At 41.6% G+C, this 17,190-nt stretch carries 15 protein-coding genes; 8 read left to right on the top strand and 7 right to left on the bottom strand.

What is annotated here, in order from left to right; translation table 11 throughout:
- Positions 1-659 precede the first annotated feature (659 nt).
- Positions 660-1,139: a transposase gene (locus tag PseudUWO311_RS06285; RefSeq protein WP_142654347.1), complete on the top strand. Its 480-nt coding sequence runs from the start codon at positions 660-662 to the stop codon at positions 1,137-1,139.
- A gap of 622 nt (positions 1,140-1,761) precedes the next feature.
- Positions 1,762-4,653, top strand: a complete 2,892-nt coding sequence (gene ileS, locus PseudUWO311_RS06280) for an isoleucine--tRNA ligase (RefSeq protein ID WP_142654346.1) — start codon at positions 1,762-1,764, stop codon at positions 4,651-4,653.
- Here the strand turns inward: ileS and crcB (PseudUWO311_RS06275) are convergent.
- From crcB (PseudUWO311_RS06275) to PseudUWO311_RS06255, 5 genes are all read right to left on the bottom strand, one after another.
- Positions 4,650-5,057, bottom strand: a complete 408-nt coding sequence (gene crcB / locus PseudUWO311_RS06275) for a fluoride efflux transporter CrcB (RefSeq protein ID WP_142654345.1) — start codon at positions 5,055-5,057, stop codon at positions 4,650-4,652. The two genes, ileS and crcB (PseudUWO311_RS06275), sit on opposite strands and share 4 nt — an antisense overlap.
- A 52-nt stretch (positions 5,058-5,109) precedes the next feature.
- Positions 5,110-5,499: a fluoride efflux transporter CrcB gene (gene crcB / locus PseudUWO311_RS06270; protein ID WP_142654344.1), complete on the bottom strand. Its 390-nt coding sequence runs from the start codon at positions 5,497-5,499 to the stop codon at positions 5,110-5,112.
- Positions 5,500-5,581: 82 nt separating this feature from the next.
- Positions 5,582-7,714, bottom strand: a complete 2,133-nt coding sequence (locus PseudUWO311_RS06265) for an adenylate/guanylate cyclase domain-containing protein (protein ID WP_142654343.1) — start codon at positions 7,712-7,714, stop codon at positions 5,582-5,584.
- A 225-nt stretch (positions 7,715-7,939) separates the two neighbouring features.
- On the bottom strand, positions 7,940-8,644 hold the full coding sequence (locus PseudUWO311_RS06260; RefSeq protein ID WP_103667054.1) for a response regulator transcription factor: 705 nt from the start codon (positions 8,642-8,644) through the stop codon (positions 7,940-7,942).
- A gap of 282 nt (positions 8,645-8,926) precedes the next feature.
- Entirely contained in the window at positions 8,927-9,382 is a 456-nt protein-coding gene (locus PseudUWO311_RS06255) for a ubiquinol-cytochrome c reductase iron-sulfur subunit (protein ID WP_223807464.1), read from the bottom strand.
- A gap of 255 nt (positions 9,383-9,637) precedes the next feature.
- On the opposite strand from PseudUWO311_RS06255, the gene PseudUWO311_RS06250 reads away from it, so the two are divergent.
- The 3 genes from PseudUWO311_RS06250 (at position 9,638) to PseudUWO311_RS06240 (ending at position 13,074) form a co-directional block, all read left to right on the top strand.
- On the top strand, positions 9,638-11,212 hold the full coding sequence (locus PseudUWO311_RS06250; protein ID WP_142654342.1) for an ATP-binding protein: 1,575 nt from the start codon (positions 9,638-9,640) through the stop codon (positions 11,210-11,212).
- 61 nt (positions 11,213-11,273) lie between these two features.
- A complete protein-coding gene (locus PseudUWO311_RS06245; protein WP_142654341.1) occupies positions 11,274-11,789 on the top strand; it encodes a chemotaxis protein CheW in 516 nt (171 codons plus the stop codon).
- Positions 11,790-12,069: 280 nt separating this feature from the next.
- Positions 12,070-13,074 (top strand): late competence development ComFB family protein, encoded by a 1,005-nt coding sequence (locus tag PseudUWO311_RS06240; RefSeq protein WP_142654340.1) that lies wholly within the window; start codon positions 12,070-12,072, stop codon positions 13,072-13,074.
- 128 nt (positions 13,075-13,202) lie between these two features.
- Here the strand turns inward: PseudUWO311_RS06240 and PseudUWO311_RS06235 are convergent, their stop codons facing one another.
- Positions 13,203-13,574 (bottom strand): ferredoxin-thioredoxin reductase catalytic domain-containing protein, encoded by a 372-nt coding sequence (locus PseudUWO311_RS06235; protein ID WP_094534602.1) that lies wholly within the window; start codon positions 13,572-13,574, stop codon positions 13,203-13,205.
- A 217-nt stretch (positions 13,575-13,791) separates the two neighbouring features.
- Here PseudUWO311_RS06235 and PseudUWO311_RS06230 point away from each other — a divergent pair, with 217 nt between their 5' ends.
- From PseudUWO311_RS06230 to PseudUWO311_RS06220, 3 genes are all read left to right on the top strand, one after another.
- Positions 13,792-14,451, top strand: coding sequence for a hypothetical protein (locus tag PseudUWO311_RS06230; RefSeq protein WP_142654339.1), 660 nt, complete (start codon positions 13,792-13,794; stop codon positions 14,449-14,451).
- Positions 14,452-14,622: 171 nt separating this feature from the next.
- Entirely contained in the window at positions 14,623-15,621 is a 999-nt protein-coding gene (gene trpS, locus PseudUWO311_RS06225; protein ID WP_142654338.1) for a tryptophan--tRNA ligase, read from the top strand.
- A gap of 369 nt (positions 15,622-15,990) precedes the next feature.
- Complete coding sequence (locus PseudUWO311_RS06220) at positions 15,991-16,371, top strand: VOC family protein (RefSeq protein WP_142654337.1); 381 nt, start codon at positions 15,991-15,993, stop codon at positions 16,369-16,371.
- Positions 16,372-16,417: 46 nt separating this feature from the next.
- Here the strand turns inward: PseudUWO311_RS06220 and trmB are convergent, their stop codons facing one another.
- Positions 16,418-17,128, bottom strand: coding sequence for a tRNA (guanosine(46)-N7)-methyltransferase TrmB (trmB, locus tag PseudUWO311_RS06215; RefSeq protein ID WP_142654336.1), 711 nt, complete (start codon positions 17,126-17,128; stop codon positions 16,418-16,420).
- Between the last annotated feature and the right edge of the window lie 62 nt (positions 17,129-17,190).

Here is a 17,190-nt window from a genome sequence, read left to right as displayed (position 1 = left end):
ACGACATAATGTGATTTCCCGAGATCCGTTACCTGTCACCAGCCTTCTCACCATCACCACTACCATTTTCCGAAAATTTCTGGCAAACCACCTTGGGATCGTAACAATTTGCCATTACAAATTTTTCGGATGATTTAACAATTAAAGAAATTAAATGTAGGGGCAGAGCATTCCCGCAGAAATTTATGATTTTGCAGATCCTTTTACTTCGGGAATGCTCTGCCCTAAACCTCGTACATTCACCAAAAATCTCCAAACCGCAGTCATGAATTATGTTTAAAAGCAAAGAGGGTAGAGCATTTGCGAATGAAGATTGTAGTAGAGAGTTGTGAGATAGTGACGCAAATGCTCTACCCCTACCGATATTTTCCTGTTGTAGAGACGTAGGGGCAGAGCATTCCCGCAGAAATTTGTGTTTTCTCAGATCCATTTAAATCGGGAATGCTCTACCCAAAACCTCTAACATTCACCAAAAATTTCAACCTGCCCAAAATCTCCAACATTCATCGACAATCCCCAAACCGCAGGAATAAATTATCGTTTACAGCGCAAAGGGTAGAGCATTTGCGTATAGAGATTTCGGTGATAATTTACAAATATTGGCGCAAATGCTCTACCCCTACATTTGCCATATTTTCCATATTTGCCAGATCTGATTTATGTCTTACAACCCTGAAATTCATCATCGACAATCTATCCGTTTACAAGGGTATGACTATACAAACGAAGGAATCTATTTTGTAACCATCTGTTGCTATCAAAGACAGCATTTATTTGGAGAGATAGATAACGGAAAAATGGAAATAAATTTGATTGGTCAAATTGTATCGGCACTATGGCAAAAAATTCCTCAGCATTTTCCGAACGTAGAGCTTGATGGATTTACTCTGATGCCCGATCATCTACATGGAATTATCATAATTTCTGAATCAAAGGAAAAAGCCTCATTAGCCAACATCATTCAAAATTTCAAATCCATTTCTTCTCGCAAAATCAACCGTATTAACAAAAACTACGGCATATCAATTTGGCAGCGAAACTATTACGAAAGGATTGTAAGGTCTGAACAGGAATTAACAAATCTGCGAGAATACATTAAAAATAATCCAGCTAATTGGACAGATTGTAATACCGAATAAATCGAAATAATGTTTTTATCCCCATCATTCCCATCATTCTCGTAGGGGCAGAGCATTCCCGTCACAATTTATAAATTCTCAGATCCATCTAAATCGGGAATGCTCTGCCCAAAACCTCGCACATTAACCGATCGCCCTCAAACCGCAGGAATAAATTATCTGTAAAAGCAAAGAGGGTAGAGCATTTGCGAATAAAGATTGTAGTGGCGAGTTGCGAGATGGTGGCGCAAATGCTCTACCCCTACATTTGTTTTTTCCCATTTTAAACGTAGGGGCAGAGCATTACCGCTAGAATTTATAAATTCTGCGATCGCCTGAATACGGTAATGCTCTGCCCTTAACCTTCGCAATTCACCCAAAATCTCAACCCGCCCTAAATCTTCAACATTAACCGATCGCTCTCAAACCGTAGAAATAAATTATCGTTTACAGCAAAGAGGGTAGAGCATTTGTGAACGAAGATTGTAATGACGAGTTGCGAGATGGTAGCGCTAATGCTCTACCCCTATAAATTTTTTCTTTTTTCTTTTTACCTTTTCCTTGTTGTTGCCAACTCTTTCACAAACTAGTTTGTAGTATTATGAAGTGTAAACCTTTGCAAAATCTGACATAGTCTAGAACGATGACATCTGCTCCTAAAGCCAACTCTGAGAAACCTGCGCCAAAAAGCCTCGAACAGTCTGAATACAAAGACACCGTTAACCTACCGCAAACAGACTTTTCGATGCGGGCAAATGCAATTATCAAAGAGCCAGAGATTCAAAAGTTTTGGCAGGAACAAAGCATTTACGAAAACTTAAGCCAGAACAACCAAGGCGATATTTTTACGCTCCACGATGGCCCCCCATATGCCAATGGGACACTGCATATGGGTCATGCTTTGGGCAAATCCTTAAAAGATATAATTAATCGCTACCAACTGTTGCGTGGACGTAAAGCTCGCTATGTATTAGGTTGGGACTGTCATGGCTTACCAATCGAACTTAAGGTATTACAAAATATCAAGGCAGAAGAACGAGCTAATTTAACCCCTCTGCAATTGCGAAAACGGGCTAAAGAATTTGCCATGCAAACAATTGGCGAACAAGCGGCAATGTTTAAGCGTTTGGGAGTTTGGGGTGATTATGAAAACGCTTATTACACTTTGAAGCCTGAATATGAAGCCGCGCAAATCAGTGTATTTGGGAAGATGGCACTGAAAGGCTATATCTATCGTGGACTGCGACCTGTATATTGGTCGCCGAGTTCACATACAGCTCTCGCCGAAGCCGAATTAGAATATCCCGAAAACCATATTTCGCGCAGTATCTATGTCGCTTTCCCTGTTACCAAATCTAGCGAGAAGCTGAAGGCGATCGCAAATCTACCAAACCTCCATGCTGTGATTTGGACAACAACACCTTGGACAATTCCCGCTAACTTGGGAATCAGTGCCAATCCATCCCTGGATTACAGCATTGTCTCGGCTGGCGAGAAAAACTACATCGTCGCGACTGAACTAGTAGAGAAACTAGCGGTAACCTTTGAGCAAGCTTTAGAAGTTAAATACACTTTCAAAGGTGATGTTCTTGAAGGTGCGATCGCAAAACATCCGATCGCTGATCGCCCTAGCCCGATTGTCTTAGGCGAACATGTCACCGCCGAGTCAGGTACAGGCTTAGTGCATACCGCGCCAAATCATGGTCATGATGACTTTATTGTTGGTAAAAAATATAATTTGGGAATGATTTCCCTAGTAGACGATCGCGGTATTTTTAATGCTGATGCTGGCGAAGACTTGGTTGGTTTGAGTGTTCTGAAGGAAGGCAACACCAAGGTTGTGGAAATCTTGACTGCTAATGGAACTCTCATTAAAGAAGAAGCCTATAACCACAAATATCCCTACGACTGGCGCACCAAGAAGCCTGTGATCGTCAGAGCCACCGAGCAATGGTTCGCATCTGTCGATGGTTTCCGTGGAGATGCTTTGCGATCGATCAAAGAGGTAAAATGGATTCCTGCGATCGGCGAAAATCGGATTACCTCAATGGTACAAGAGCGATCGGATTGGTGCATTTCTCGTCAACGCACTTGGGGCGTGCCGATTCCTGTATTTTATGACGAAGAAACCAACGAACCTTTGTTGACAGAAGAAACAGTTGCCCATATTCAAGCCCTGATTGGCGAATATGGCTCCGATGTTTGGTGGGAAAGAGAAGTTGAAGAACTACTTCCTGAAGCCTATCGCAACAATGGACATAAGTATCGTAAAGGCACAGATACAATGGATGTCTGGTTTGACTCTGGCTCATCTTGGGCTGGGGTGCTAGGTGGCGAGAATCATGACTCTAAACTCGTTCCCTATGCTGTCAATTATCCTGCGGATATGTATCTGGAAGGCTCTGATCAACATCGTGGCTGGTTCCAATCTTCATTGCTGACAAGTGTGGCAACTAACGGCTATGCGCCTTACAAGACAGTGCTAACGCATGGCTTTGCCCTAGATGAGAAGGGACAGAAAATGAGCAAATCCCTCGGTAATATTGTCGATCCCACAGTTGTGATTAATGGTGGTAAGGATCAGAAAAAAGAGCCACCCTATGGTGCGGATGTAATCCGTCTTTGGGCGGCAAGTGTTGACTATACAGGCGATGTCCAGATTGGGAAGACGATCTTGGCGCAGATGTCAGATATGTCCCGCAAAATTCGGAATACAGCGAGATTCTTATTAAGTAATCTCTTTGATTTCGACCCTGCTCAGGATACCGTGACCTACGACCAATTACCCGAAAGCGATCGCTATATCCTGCATCGTCTCGCTGAAGTCACCAAAGATGTCACCGAAGCCTACGACAACTTCCAATTCTCGCGCTTCTTTCAAACCATCCAAAACTTCTGTACGGTGGATTTATCTAACTTCTATTTAGACATCGCCAAAGATCGCCTCTATATTAGTTCCCCCAATGCACCCCGCCGTCGCAGTTGCCAAACCGTGCTGATGTATTGCCTCGAAGCAATTACTAAAGCGATCGCCCCAGTTCTCTCCCACACCGCCGAAGATATCTGGCAACATCTGCCCTATCCCGTATCCCAAAAGTCGGTCTTTCAAGCAGGTTGGTTTACAGCTCATGATGAATGGTACAAGCCCGAACTAGCTGGCAAGTGGGAATATCTCCGCGAAGTCCGTTCTGAAGTAAATAAAGTGTTGGAACTAGCCCGCAACGGCAAAGCGATCGGCGCTCCTCTGGAAGCGAAGGTCTTACTAGTCGTATCCGATGATAGTCAACGCAGTTATTTAGCATCCTGCGGCGATGAGTTGCGCTATCTATTCATCGTCTCGCAAGCAGAGATAGTTGATAACCTACCTACCGATTTACAATTCACAGGTGCATCGACAGGCTTACAAATTGCTGTACTCAATGCCGATGGTGAAAAATGTCCCCGTTGCTGGAACTACTCCACTCATATCGGTGAGTCTGCTGAGCATCCGCATATTTGCGATCGCTGTGTCGGTGCATTAGCGGGTACTTTCTAAGATTGTCGATCGCAGGCTCTTGCCAATAAAACACCAATTTGAATGCCAATTATGCCTGCGATCGCACTGCCAACAAAATAAACTAGTAACGTTGTGATATCACCTTTCTCTAAGAAATCGCTAGATTCCAATCCGTAGGTAGAGAAAGTGGTATATGCACCACAAAAACCTGTTGTTGTCATCAGTCGGAGTTCGGGTGAAATGAGGCGAATATTCTCGGTTGCGAGGGTCAGAATATAGGCAATGATCAAACATCCTGTGACGTTAATAAAGAATGTCCCGTAAAATCCAAAATCTTTGCCAAACATAGATTTTGCTAGGTCAGTAATATAAAAACGGCTCAAAGCCCCAAAAATAGCGCCGATCGCTATAGCTAGTGGAAAACGTCCTTTTAAAAAATCCATTGTTTCTTGTCCTAGAAATTGGGAATTACGAATTACGAATTGAACGTTTGGCTTACTTTACAAAGAGCTTGGCGATCGCTGCACCTAAAAATACTGCGACTACACCTAGAATCGCACTCCCAGCCCAATAAAAAATAGTCGCAATCTTTTGGTTACTCCGCCACATAGTGAGCGTGTCAAATCCGTAGGTGGAGAAAGTGGTATAGGAGCCTAAAAATCCAGTTCTAATCAATAAATCTAATTCTGTGGGATAGCCAGTGATTCCTTTGGAAATTGTGAAAAAGAATCCCATCGCTAAGCAACCAGTTACGTTAATCCCAAAAGTTGCATAGGGAAATTTTGTCCCATATTTTGCTTTTGACCATTCTGTAAGATAAAAACGAGATAGAGCACCAGGTACTGCACCTGATGCGATCGCGAATGCATTAGTTATGTCTGACATGAGTTGTTAACAATGATCTATATAAAACCCAATAATATGTCGGCGGATCTAGCCTGCCTATATATTATTGGGATCAATGTTCTTAACTTGGTTTAATTTTGATCGTGCTTTTGAGCTGCCATGCTTCTAATACGACTTCACCATCTTCGATTTTGGTGGCTAGTGGCGCAAACTCGTAAAGGTCACATAGACGATTGTAAATTTCGCGAGAAACTAAAATTGCACCTTCAGGACAAGCAGACTTTAAGGCACTAGCAATATTAATCGTGTCGCCCCAAACATCGTAGATAAATTTGTTTCTGCCGACGATGCCTGCGACGATATCGCCTGAGTTAATCCCTAAGCTGATATTCAATTTGAAGCCGCGCTCTTGGCTAAATCTCCTTACGATCGCTTGCATTTCTATCGCAAAATCAATCGCTCGTTTATCATGGTCGAGATAGGGAACCGACAGACCACAGACCGCCATATAGCTGTCACCAATGGTTTTGATTTTTTCCATGCCAAAGCGATCGGCGGTTTCATCAAAACTCGTGACCAGATCGTTGAGAATGCTGACAATTTCATAGGCTGTCAGAGAATCTGACAACTTCGAGAATCCCGTCAAATCAGAAAATAGCACCGTCACATTAGAAGCACTTTCAGCAATATTCTTTTCACCTTGCTTCAGACGTTTAGCGATCGCCGCAGGAAAGATGCTTAGCAATAATTGCTCATTCTCACGATTTTTTTCTTCAACTAAATCTGTCTGATCGCGCAAACTAGACACCATCAAATTAAAAGATTGCGCTAGTTCGCCAAATTCATCTTCAGTTTCTAAAACTGCGATCGCATCCAATTGACCCGCCGCCACTTTCCGAGCGCTAGCAATTAATTGATTAATCGGCTTCACAAACAAAGAAGCCATCACCATCGCCAATAAAATTACTAACAACATTAGTAAAGTTGCCGAAATTACTAACTGTCTCTCAAAGTCATAAATCGGAGCATAGGCTTCCGCTAGATCTATTTCCGAGAGAATTGCCCATTTCAATCCTTCTATTTGTAAAAGTGAGTAAGAACTCAAGACAGGAATATCACGATAATCACGGATAATTTTAATGTCTTGCTTACCCATCATCGCTTCCTCAACAGCAGTAGTCTTGACAGCTTGAGCCAAAACCGAGGTCTTGTATTGGCGAATCCGTTTAATTGTTTCGTTATTTACGCCTAAAGCAACTAGAGTTTTTAAGTATTCTTCAGGTGTTTCAATCAAAAACCGCGAAACCGATCGCATTAAGTAATCTTGACCAACTAGATAAGTTTCACCACTTTTGCCTAAGCCATCAGCTTCCCATTTGCGATTACCAGTCATCACATTATTAATCTCATCAACTGGTACTTGAATCGCGAGAACGCCGATAAATTTATCTTGATTATAAATAGGAGCGGCAATAAAAGCGGCTGGAGCACCATAGGAAGGAGCATAAGACTCCAGATCGATGATCCTTGCATAATCTTTTTCTTTGGAACGTCGCACTGAGGCAAATAGACGGGCAAGATTACTTTCGTTATAAGCTCCAATGGTAAGACTAGAAGCAAAATCAGTCTCTTTATAAACTGTATAAACTATTCTGCCATCAGGATCAATTAGGAACAAATCATAGTAACCAAATTTCTCAATAATATTCCGAAAGATCGGATGATAGCGACCATGGAGGCGACTATATTCACTACTATCATTGGCTTTATCTAAAAGATGCTTTTTGCCAATGGGATTAGAATTATTGGCGATGTAATGATATTGCAGATAATTACTAGCGATCGCTTCTGGTAAAAATGAATTCAGAACAGGAGAACCTTGCTCTGTTTGCGCTAATTTGGGCAGAAATTCATTCTGATAATAAGCATTAATTTTGGGCAAAGCATCGGCTGGTAATGGCACATTTTCAAGCTGTCGGTAAGCGTTCGTAAATTCGGAGAGCGCTGTTCCTACTGAAGGATCGATACTCAGCGTTTGAATATGATTACTAATTGTTTTGAAATAGGATTCGATTTGATAAGCCTTGGAAGCCCGCACACTGGTTAATTGATTAAACACGCGATCGGTCAAATTGGACTTCCCACTTTGGTATCCAAGATATGCAGTCACAAGGATCGAGCTACTGCTCACAGTTAGCAGCATCACAATCAATTTCGACTTAATACTCAGCCAATTAAATTTAAACCATTGCATATAAAAAATTTATAAGCTCAGAGATGAACAGTATCTAGTACTTTTCATCCCTAAGTTCAATATTAAGAGCAATGTATTTTAGGTTAGAAATTTCTAGGAAAATGTTAGTAGATAACTCATAAGTGAAGAATGCTTAATTATTTGTAGGATGCGTTAGTGAAACGTAACGCATCAAGTGGGATTAATTATTTTTAGAATGCGTTAGCGAGTCGAGATGCCTTTTACCTAAGAATAAGCCTCAATCAAGCCATGTTGTAACGCATAGCGCACCAATTCGGTGCGGCTGCTAGTACCAGTTTTACTAAATAGCCGACTGACATATTTCTCAACATTCCGAATAGTTGTACCAAGACGCTTAGCGATTTCTTTATTCATCAAGCCTTCAACTACAAGCTCTAAAACACTCTGTTCACGAGGTGTAAACTCAATCTTGATTGGTGGTGGGGTAACTTTAACCTTGATCGCCGCTTTCTCTTTTAGCAGTTCCTTGATTTCGGCAAGTTGACCAGCCAAATCAGTTATTTCAGAAGTATTACTATTAGCTGTAACTGCTTGGATCGCTCGACGGGCAATCAAATTTTCCGCGATCGCTACTAGTTCATCAGGATCAAAAGGTTTCGACAAATAGGCATCACAACCCGCGTTATAACCTTCGATGCGATCCTTGGTCATGCCCTTTGCTGTCAAAAACACCACAGGCAAATTTAAAAATCTTACGTCTTCACGCATTTGCTTCAGAAATTCATACCCACTCACCTGCGGCATCATGATGTCCGAGATCACCAGATCGGGTGTGGTTTGCTCTAGTAGTTGCCATGCGTCTCGCGCATTGTTAGCAACTTGCACTGCAAAGCCACTATCTTCGAGATAGGCTTGCACCGCCTCTCTCAGACCTGGTTCATCATCGACAAGCAGGATATGTCCTGACATAGTTATCCTTATAGTTATGCTGTTATTTTGGGATCGCAATATCTACCAATATATAGCAATCCCAAATCATTTATGCCGTTGCCGTAAAACGCCAAAAAACTATTAGTAGCGTGGAGCGCTACCAATCACTTAATAATACTTAGAGAAATCAAAAAATCCAAAGTTGCAACCGAATTCGCAACAACTTTGGATTTTATTTTCTATAGATCTATTACGGCGCTTTGACACAAGACAAAAAATAAAAACTAGTTAAAAGTTCTGCTTTGCGAGACTTTTAACTAGTTATGCACTAACCAATACTTGTCCATTCTCAATTTTGGCAGCAAAGCGTTGTAAGGGTTTATCAGCTGGTCCTTGGCGTACAGCACCGTCAGCGGCAAACTTAGCATCATGACAAGGACATACAAATTCTGTGCTTGCCGAATTCCACGCTACTGTGCAGCCTTTATGAGTGCATGTAGCATTAACAGCCAAGACCTTGGTTGCATCACTAGGATTGCGCACCACAGCAATTGTTTTGTCTGAGGAAACCAAAACCTTGTCTTTGTCCAGTTGAGCAACAGTACCGATCGCTTTGAAATTACCACTAGGTGCAGCTGCGACACTTTCAGGAGAAGATTTAGAAGAAGACGCAGTAGGGGTAGTAGCTTCACTACACCCAATTAACGACGAAGGCAGAAGACTTGCCAACCAGCCTAAACCAAACCAAGAAAGTAACTTACGGCGATTCAGATTCATATGTGTTCTCTGTGCGTTAGCTAAATTTAGTGCAAACATTAACTCAGTCTAGATAACCAGTATAGCGATCGCAATTCAAGATTTGCCATTTATACCAATGTCCAAAAGTGTGGTCACACTTTTGGACATGAAAGAACAATCCCAGTAAGGGTTTGCAAAGCACGAAATGGATTAGACATTTCGTGCTTTGGTATTAGATAATGTTTTGTGATGGGGCGTAAGTATATACTTGTGTCTGCCTAAGTTTGTAAGAGCATGAGCGATCTTTTTACTATTGTCTTAATCTTCCTTGGTGGTTTCGTGATGTTTCTCTCGATTAAAGAAACACGGAAGGTTTTGACTTTGATTCAAGACAATAAATATCGCCAAAGCTGGAACATATTGCGATCGCTGATGGTTTTCTTTCTCTTTGGGTACTTGGGGATATTAGTACTGGTCTATTTGAGAATCCAATGGCTCATCCTAATTCTCACAGGAGTTATCTTCTTCTTTGGGGCTTTGTTTGTCTATATGGTGGTCAAAGTTGGCTTCCTTACCATTCAGGACTTGATCAAGACTAATATTTTAAGCATAGAACTTCAACAACAAAAAGAAACATCGGAAGCGATCGCTCGAACTAAATCTGAGTTTTTAGCCACAATGAGTCATGAACTGCGCACCCCCATGAATGGGGTGATTGGAATGACTAATTTGTTATTAGATACGCATCTAGAGCCTGAGCAACGTGAATATGTCGAAACAATCAATACCAGTGGTGCAGCACTATTAATGCTGATTAATGACATTTTAGATTTTTCCAAGATTGAATCAGGAAAAGTTGAATTGGAAGCACATCCTTTTGAAATAAGAGAATGTATTGAGACTGCCCTCAGTTTAGTTGCATTCATGGCTAAGGAAACACCCTTAAGAGTCCACTACTCAATTGATCCGCAGGTTTCTCCCATAATTGCAGGAGATATTCACTATTTACAGCAGATTTTAGTCAATCTGGTGGGGAATGCGATTAAATTTACTTCTGTGGGAGAAGTTTTTATAGACATCAGAAAGCATCAAGATACTCAACTTATTTTTGCGGTAAAAGACACTGGTATCGGTATTCCATCTGACAAATTAGATAAATTATTCAAACCATTTTCGCAAATTGATTCTTCCATAACTCGTAAGTTTGGAGGTACTGGTTTAGGGCTAGCTATTTGTCAAAAGCTGATTAGCTCAATGGGCGGAGATATCTGGGTTGAGAGCATTTTGGATCGAGGTACGACCTTTTTATTTACGATTCCCTATCATCCCGTGGAAATAAAAAAATCTCTTACTGTAGAAATCGGCGATCATTTAGTCGATCATTCATTAGATGTGGCTTTAGAGCACCCAATAGATGGTACTCAGAACAAAGTATTGTCTAGTAACATCCCTAAACTAGCTGCACAAATTCCCCTCAAAATTTTGCTAGCCGAAGATAATCCTGTCAATCAGAAATTAGCAAAGCGTCTTTTTGAGAAGATGGGTTATAGCATCGATATTGCTACAAACGGAATCGAAGTATTAGAATCGCTCCAAAAACAATCCTATGATTTGATTTTCATGGATGTGCAAATGCCTGAAATGGACGGCTTAGAGGCAACTCGACAAATTCGAGCTATGGAGCAAAATGGTCAAATTGAATTGTCTAATCTCGCTAAATCTATACAAATTATTGCAATTACGGCTAACGCGACGCATGACGATCGCGAAAATTGCTTTGCATCGGGAATGAATGATTTTATTGCCAAGCCATTTAAAGTCGAGCAAATTCAGACTGCGATCGAGAAATGGGGACGCAAGCAGCCATAATGCTGTATACAAACGATTGCCCTGATCGCTATACATGGTTAATGTTTACTAAAGTTGACATATGTCCATACAAACACTTCCGCTGAGTGTCGATATCCAAGAAGGAAAGATGAGAGTACAGCAAGAGTTAGGGCTTGATACTTGTCTAAAGTTTTCGATTGATCCGCAAACCGTCGGCTTACTTGAAAGTGAATTTACTCAAGAAGTTTTGACGATCAGAGCTTCGCACATTATGCCCGTGCCTAATAAACCATCTTGTATTTTAGGTATATTAAGCCGTCGTCGTCGCGTTTATTGGGCGATCGATTTAGCGATGCTATTGGGTTTGCAACCTCTAGATCAAAATATTAGACTCTATGAAGTGATTCTGATATCAGTGCAACAAATCTCACTGGCGTTGATCGTGCCTAAAGTTTTGGGGGTTGTTCATATTCCAAATGATACGTTTGACCAAAATATTAGCGCTGTACCAGCAACATTGAGACCATATCTTAAAGGGTTTATTAACGATAAGGGAGAATTTTCTTATTTGTTAAAAGCTGAAAATATTGTGCAATCGACAATTCTACATTCATAAGTATCTGGGCATAAAATTCCCAAACCCGTAAGGGTGAGCCCCATCGGGGCTCACCCTTACGGGTTTGGGTTTGCAATTAATTATGCTGATAACTTTTGTGCTTTTGTTTAAGTCTTGAAATGGCGTTATTATGTTGAGGATTAGAATTGACTTCGGTAACAAGTACAGCAAAGTTTATCAAAACCTAATCTTATATAACAGATAGTAATCCTAGACAGATGAAGAGATTGCGACTAAGACGCACTCTCTCTGGAAAATAGATATTCATTCAGTCAATCTCATGGAATCCTGCCGCAATGTCCTGCTTGAATTTGTTTATAGAGAGGCTAATGCTCAAATTCAGAGCTTAGGCAGTGGGATTAGAAGTAAATATAATATTGACGAGGTAATTGCCTATGCCTTAAATAGGCTGCCACCTATGTTTGCATCGACAGATATAGATTTGCAGATCAAGAGACAGGAATGTATTGCTATTCAAGCCAATATTACAAAGGTAACTCGTCAAGCATTGTTAGCAGTGCGACGCGATCCATTACGTTTGCCTGAACCACTCGATGCTATTGAAGTAGCCAATGCCCCATATGCTTTGCTGGATGTCCAAGACAGACTAGGTTGGACAAATCTCATGTGGTGTGACTTGCCCAAGGCTTTAGAGGACAATTTAGAAAATGCGATCGCTAAATATAATTCTGGAAATTTATCGCCGCGTGTTGGTAAATATGGCTCTTTTGGGCAAAGACAGCTGAATTCGCAGATGTATCTTAGTAAAGCTCAGTCTAAGCAAAAATGCAGCGTTGCTCCTGAATCCAAGCAGAAAGAATATGACGTTTATATGATGGAATCCCATCATTTGGTGCATTCTTTAGAACGACTAGTGATTAGAATGGCGCAAAACCGAGCACAGAGTTTTCCCCCATCGGATTTGAGGTTCATTCGGCTAGAAGATGTCCTAGCCAGAACGTTAAATCGTCTACCACCTTTGTATGCCACATCAGCAAAGGGACTTGCTCATTTACGTCATTACGCGCAAATGAATATTGGTTCAGAAGTTGCCATCATTGTGCATGAGTCCATGTTAGAAGCTCGCAATGCCAGTTATCAAAAAATTGATTCCCTGATGTTTTCTAAAATTCGTCATGAGAGAGCACAAGCTTTAGCTAAAGTCAGTAATCTACTGTTTGATCAGCAAGTGACATGGCAAAATTTGAGTGAATCTGTATCAAAAGCCTTAGAGCTCGCTAAATCTGGAAAGGTCTGTTGGGTGCGATCAAGCAATAAAAAATAGAGGTGATGCTTTGCATCACCTCTATTTTTTAGGATTTACACCAATTGAGCAAAGTGTGGTGACACTTCTGTGAATTGGTATAAGGGTATTAAAAGAACAAAATAGCGCAGCCATTTTGTTCTTTTAGGTTAGGCATCATAGACAATTTCAACTACTTCGAGTTCTTGTTTCGTGCCAACAAAAGGATTGTCTTCAGTCAGAAATAACATACAGTGACATTCTTTGCGTTCGCGCATTGGCACACAAGGACAGTTCCAATAGGTATCTTTGACTTCAGCTTCCTTATCTTCATAATAGCGACAGGGACATAGAGGAGAGCCTAACTCTTCTTTATGCTTAGCCAAGCCCTCAATAACGGCATTAGTTACGCTAGGATCGACACAAAAGAATGTGCCTGTATTCTTTGCATATTTTTCGGAAAATTTCCGCATTGCCTCAAAACTTTTAGAGGAAGCTTTATTTTTCCCGCGATCGGACTCTGACTCAGGGTTAAGGGACATGATCTAACAAAATACCAAGAAACTATTAGTTACTACCTATAGCATGAAACCGCTACACCGCCTTATCTTAAAAACCTAAGAGATAGAGGTAATTCAAAGCATCACCTCTATCTCTTAGGTTTAGTTTGTTGGGCTTTTGCCACAACAAACAAGAATTTTTGCTAAGGTAGAGGCAGAAAAATTAAGCCATCTTCAGTAATGCTGTATAGGTGCATGTATGGCAATTAGAGTCAACTTTTGTATATCTATTGGTATGGCGATCGCTACCAGCCTCTTCAGTGCGATCGCTATTACTCCTGCGGCGCGATCAAATGATGCTGGCAATCAAAAATTAGGCACAGTAAGAGCATTGCCCAGTCTCCAGACAAGAGCGCATCCACCATTACAGCCTGATACTTTACATTTGGGCATGTTAGAACCGCAGTTTTTTAAATATGCTCAGGACAATAACTGGGCTGCGATCGCGACGATTCATCGCGATGAATATACGATGCACCAGTTGCAACCAGGTGGCGAGGGCTTGTATGCATTGCCCGATCGCAATCTGGTCTATGTCAGAGGTTTCACTGCAAATATTTATTTTGAAAGCGATCGCTTAGTGGGGATTAGATTAACTCCTGATAACCGCGATCGCGCTCTGACAGCACCAGAGCTACTTATGCTTGTTCGAGCTTGGTTTCCTGATGATGTCCTAAGTGTGATCTATCAAGTCGCGCCATCCGATCCGCGCAAGAGTATAGTCGAAACGCTAATTGGTACAATACCAAAAGCTTTTGAGCAGGATTTAGGAAAAGTTAGCTTGCCTTTTTGTCGAGTGATCGTTTTCCCTTCGCCTGTTCCTGTAAACACATTATCGACCTGTAACCTAAATATATAGAATGAGCGCGAAGCGCTCATTCTATGGTGTTATACATTATCAACCTGTAATCTAAATTTATAGAATGAGCGCTTCGCGCCCATTCTATGGTGTTATACATTATCAACCTGTAGTCTAAATTTAAATATAAAGAGAAGCGCAAAGCGCTATCTCTATGATCTTAAAAATCCCATGCAAAAACGAGTTCTATCTGGCGTACAACCGACTGGCAATCTGCACATTGGCAATTATTTGGGGGCAATTCGCAACTGGGTAGAGACTCAGGCTGATTACGAAAATTTCTTTTGTGTGGTTGATCTTCATGCGATCACGGTTCCCCATGATCCGAAGACTCTAGCTAGCAATACCCGCGACATTGCCGCCCTATATATCGCCTGTGGCATTGATCCCAGTATTTCCACCATTTTTGTACAGTCCCATGTTTCGGCACATGCTGAGTTAACTTGGCTGCTCAACTGCATCACACCGCTGAACTGGTTGGAGCGAATGATCCAATTTAAAGAAAAAGCGATCAAGCAAGGCGAAAATGTGGGTGTGGGTCTGCTGGACTATCCCGTACTAATGGCAGCAGATATTTTGCTGTATAAAGCCGATTTAGTCCCTGTTGGTGAAGATCAGAAGCAGCATTTAGAACTTACACGAGATATTGCGGGAAGATTTAACGATCAGTTTGCCCCAGTTTTGAAAGTGCCTAATCCCTTAATTCGCAAGGAAGGGGCGCGGGTGATGAGCCTCACCGATGGCACAAAAAAAATGTCTAAGTCCGATCCTTCGGAAATGAGTCGCATTCATGTGCTGGATAAGCCCGATGAGATTGCTAAAAAAATCAAGAAATGTAAAACCGATGCGGTGCGCGAGTTAGCTTTTGATGATAGCGATCGCCCTGAAGCAAATAATCTCCTCGGCTTATACGCGATTTTTGCGAATAAAACTAAGGAACAGGTGCAAGCTGAGGCTGCGACATGGCGCGGTTGGGGTGATTTTAAGACTGTGTTGACTGATGCAGCGATCGCGCATCTTGAGCCAATTCAAACTAAGTATGATGAAGTAGTAAAAGAGTCTGGCTATCTTGATCGCGTATTAAAAGAAGGTCGTGAAAAAGCATCTGAAACTGCTTTTAAAACCCTAAATGCTGTTAAAGATGCAATGGGTTATTTACCACCAATTTAAATATAGATATTGCTATAGATTGAAATGTAACAAGAAAACTTACCCTTCAATTTTAGGGCTTGCCAGTAGCTGAAAGTATAGACTTTTGGCGGTTGGTAAGCCCTAGCAAGTTTTTTTTATTGTCAGAATATAGCAAAAAAAGAGTTAGCTAGTAGAAACCAAAATCCCAGAAGTGAGTTGCGGCGCGAAGCGCCGCAACTCACTTCTGGTTTTATGTCCTAAGCAAACCTTGCTTTATTACTATAGCAATTGCTAGATTCTCAAAAGATATCTGTACGTTTTTCAAAAGTTAAGATGTATTGAGGGAACTTGTCCCTCAATATGCCTTGAAGTAACCTGTAGAAGTCCTATCGCTCAGAAAGAATTTGTATGCAGAATGCAATTAACTGGTTTGAGATCCCTGCGACTGACTTTGATCGTGCAGTCGCCTTTTACAGCACCGTGCTGGCAGTGGATATTCAAAAAGCAGAATTTATGGGAGAGCCACAGGGTTTCTTTCCTATGGATCGAGAAAGTGTTGGTGGTGCGATCGTCAAAAGCGATCGCTTAACGCCTTCAGCGACAGGTACTTTGATCTACCTGAATCTGGGTACTGTTGAGAACCTAGAGCAAGCACTCGAACGGGTAGAATCCAATGGCGGCAAGGTTTGTATGCCAAAAACCGATATTGGTGACCCAGGTTTTATCGGACTGATTCTCGATACAGAAGGGAATTCCATTGGGTTTCATGCACTGAAGCCCAATGAATAATCAAAAAAGGCGGTGCTTCGCACCGCCTTTTTTTATGAGAAACAGTCTATTTTCGTTTGAAATAGGCGCGATAAACTGGCAGACCTTGAGAGATTACTGAACTTTCGCGCTCGGTGGGAATATGTTTAGGGAAAATCGAATCATCGGCAAAATTTCCAGCCCCAGCAAGATTAATAAAATTCTCATTTGCATCGAAATGTTGGCGCATATCCTCGGCTACTTCTAACACATCGGATTGCAAAAATACATCAGCATTAGGCACAAGTAACTCCGCTAAAGTTGCGACTAATTCAGGTTGGACGGCGCGGCGTTTTTGTTGGCGACGTTTAAACCAAGGATCGGGAAATTGGACTGTGACTTCATGCAGCGAGCCTTTAGTTAATAGCCCTGCTAGCGACACATTGGCATTGCAAAAAATGTAATGCAGATTTTTTAAACCTAATTCGTCGCGCACTTCATTACAGCGATCGACTAGCGGCTCCCGAATTTCTAAACCCAAAAAATTCCAATTAGGCTTGAGTTGTGCCATTTGCAAAATATAGCGTCCCCTAGCCGAGCCAATATCCAAACTGAGTGGATTCGAGCAATCTGCATAAACTTCTGCCCAGACTGGTGGCGCGATCGCAACGCTGTATTTTTTGGCTAATGGGTTAACGTGTTCACGTACACGCGCCCGACGCGACACATTTTCATTGCTAATGTTGACAATGATTTCGGTTGCGGATGGATTGGGTTGGGGTGTAGAGGAGTTTTGCATAGTATTTAAGAATACCTCAGATGGAAACTGTGGTGCTTTGCGCTTCAGCTTCTATCTGGTCA

It is taken from the genome of Pseudanabaena sp. UWO311 (assembly GCF_006937785.1).
Taxonomy (GTDB): Bacteria; Cyanobacteriota; Cyanobacteriia; order Pseudanabaenales; family Pseudanabaenaceae; genus Pseudanabaena.
This window is presented reverse-complemented; position numbering and strand designations above follow the sequence as displayed.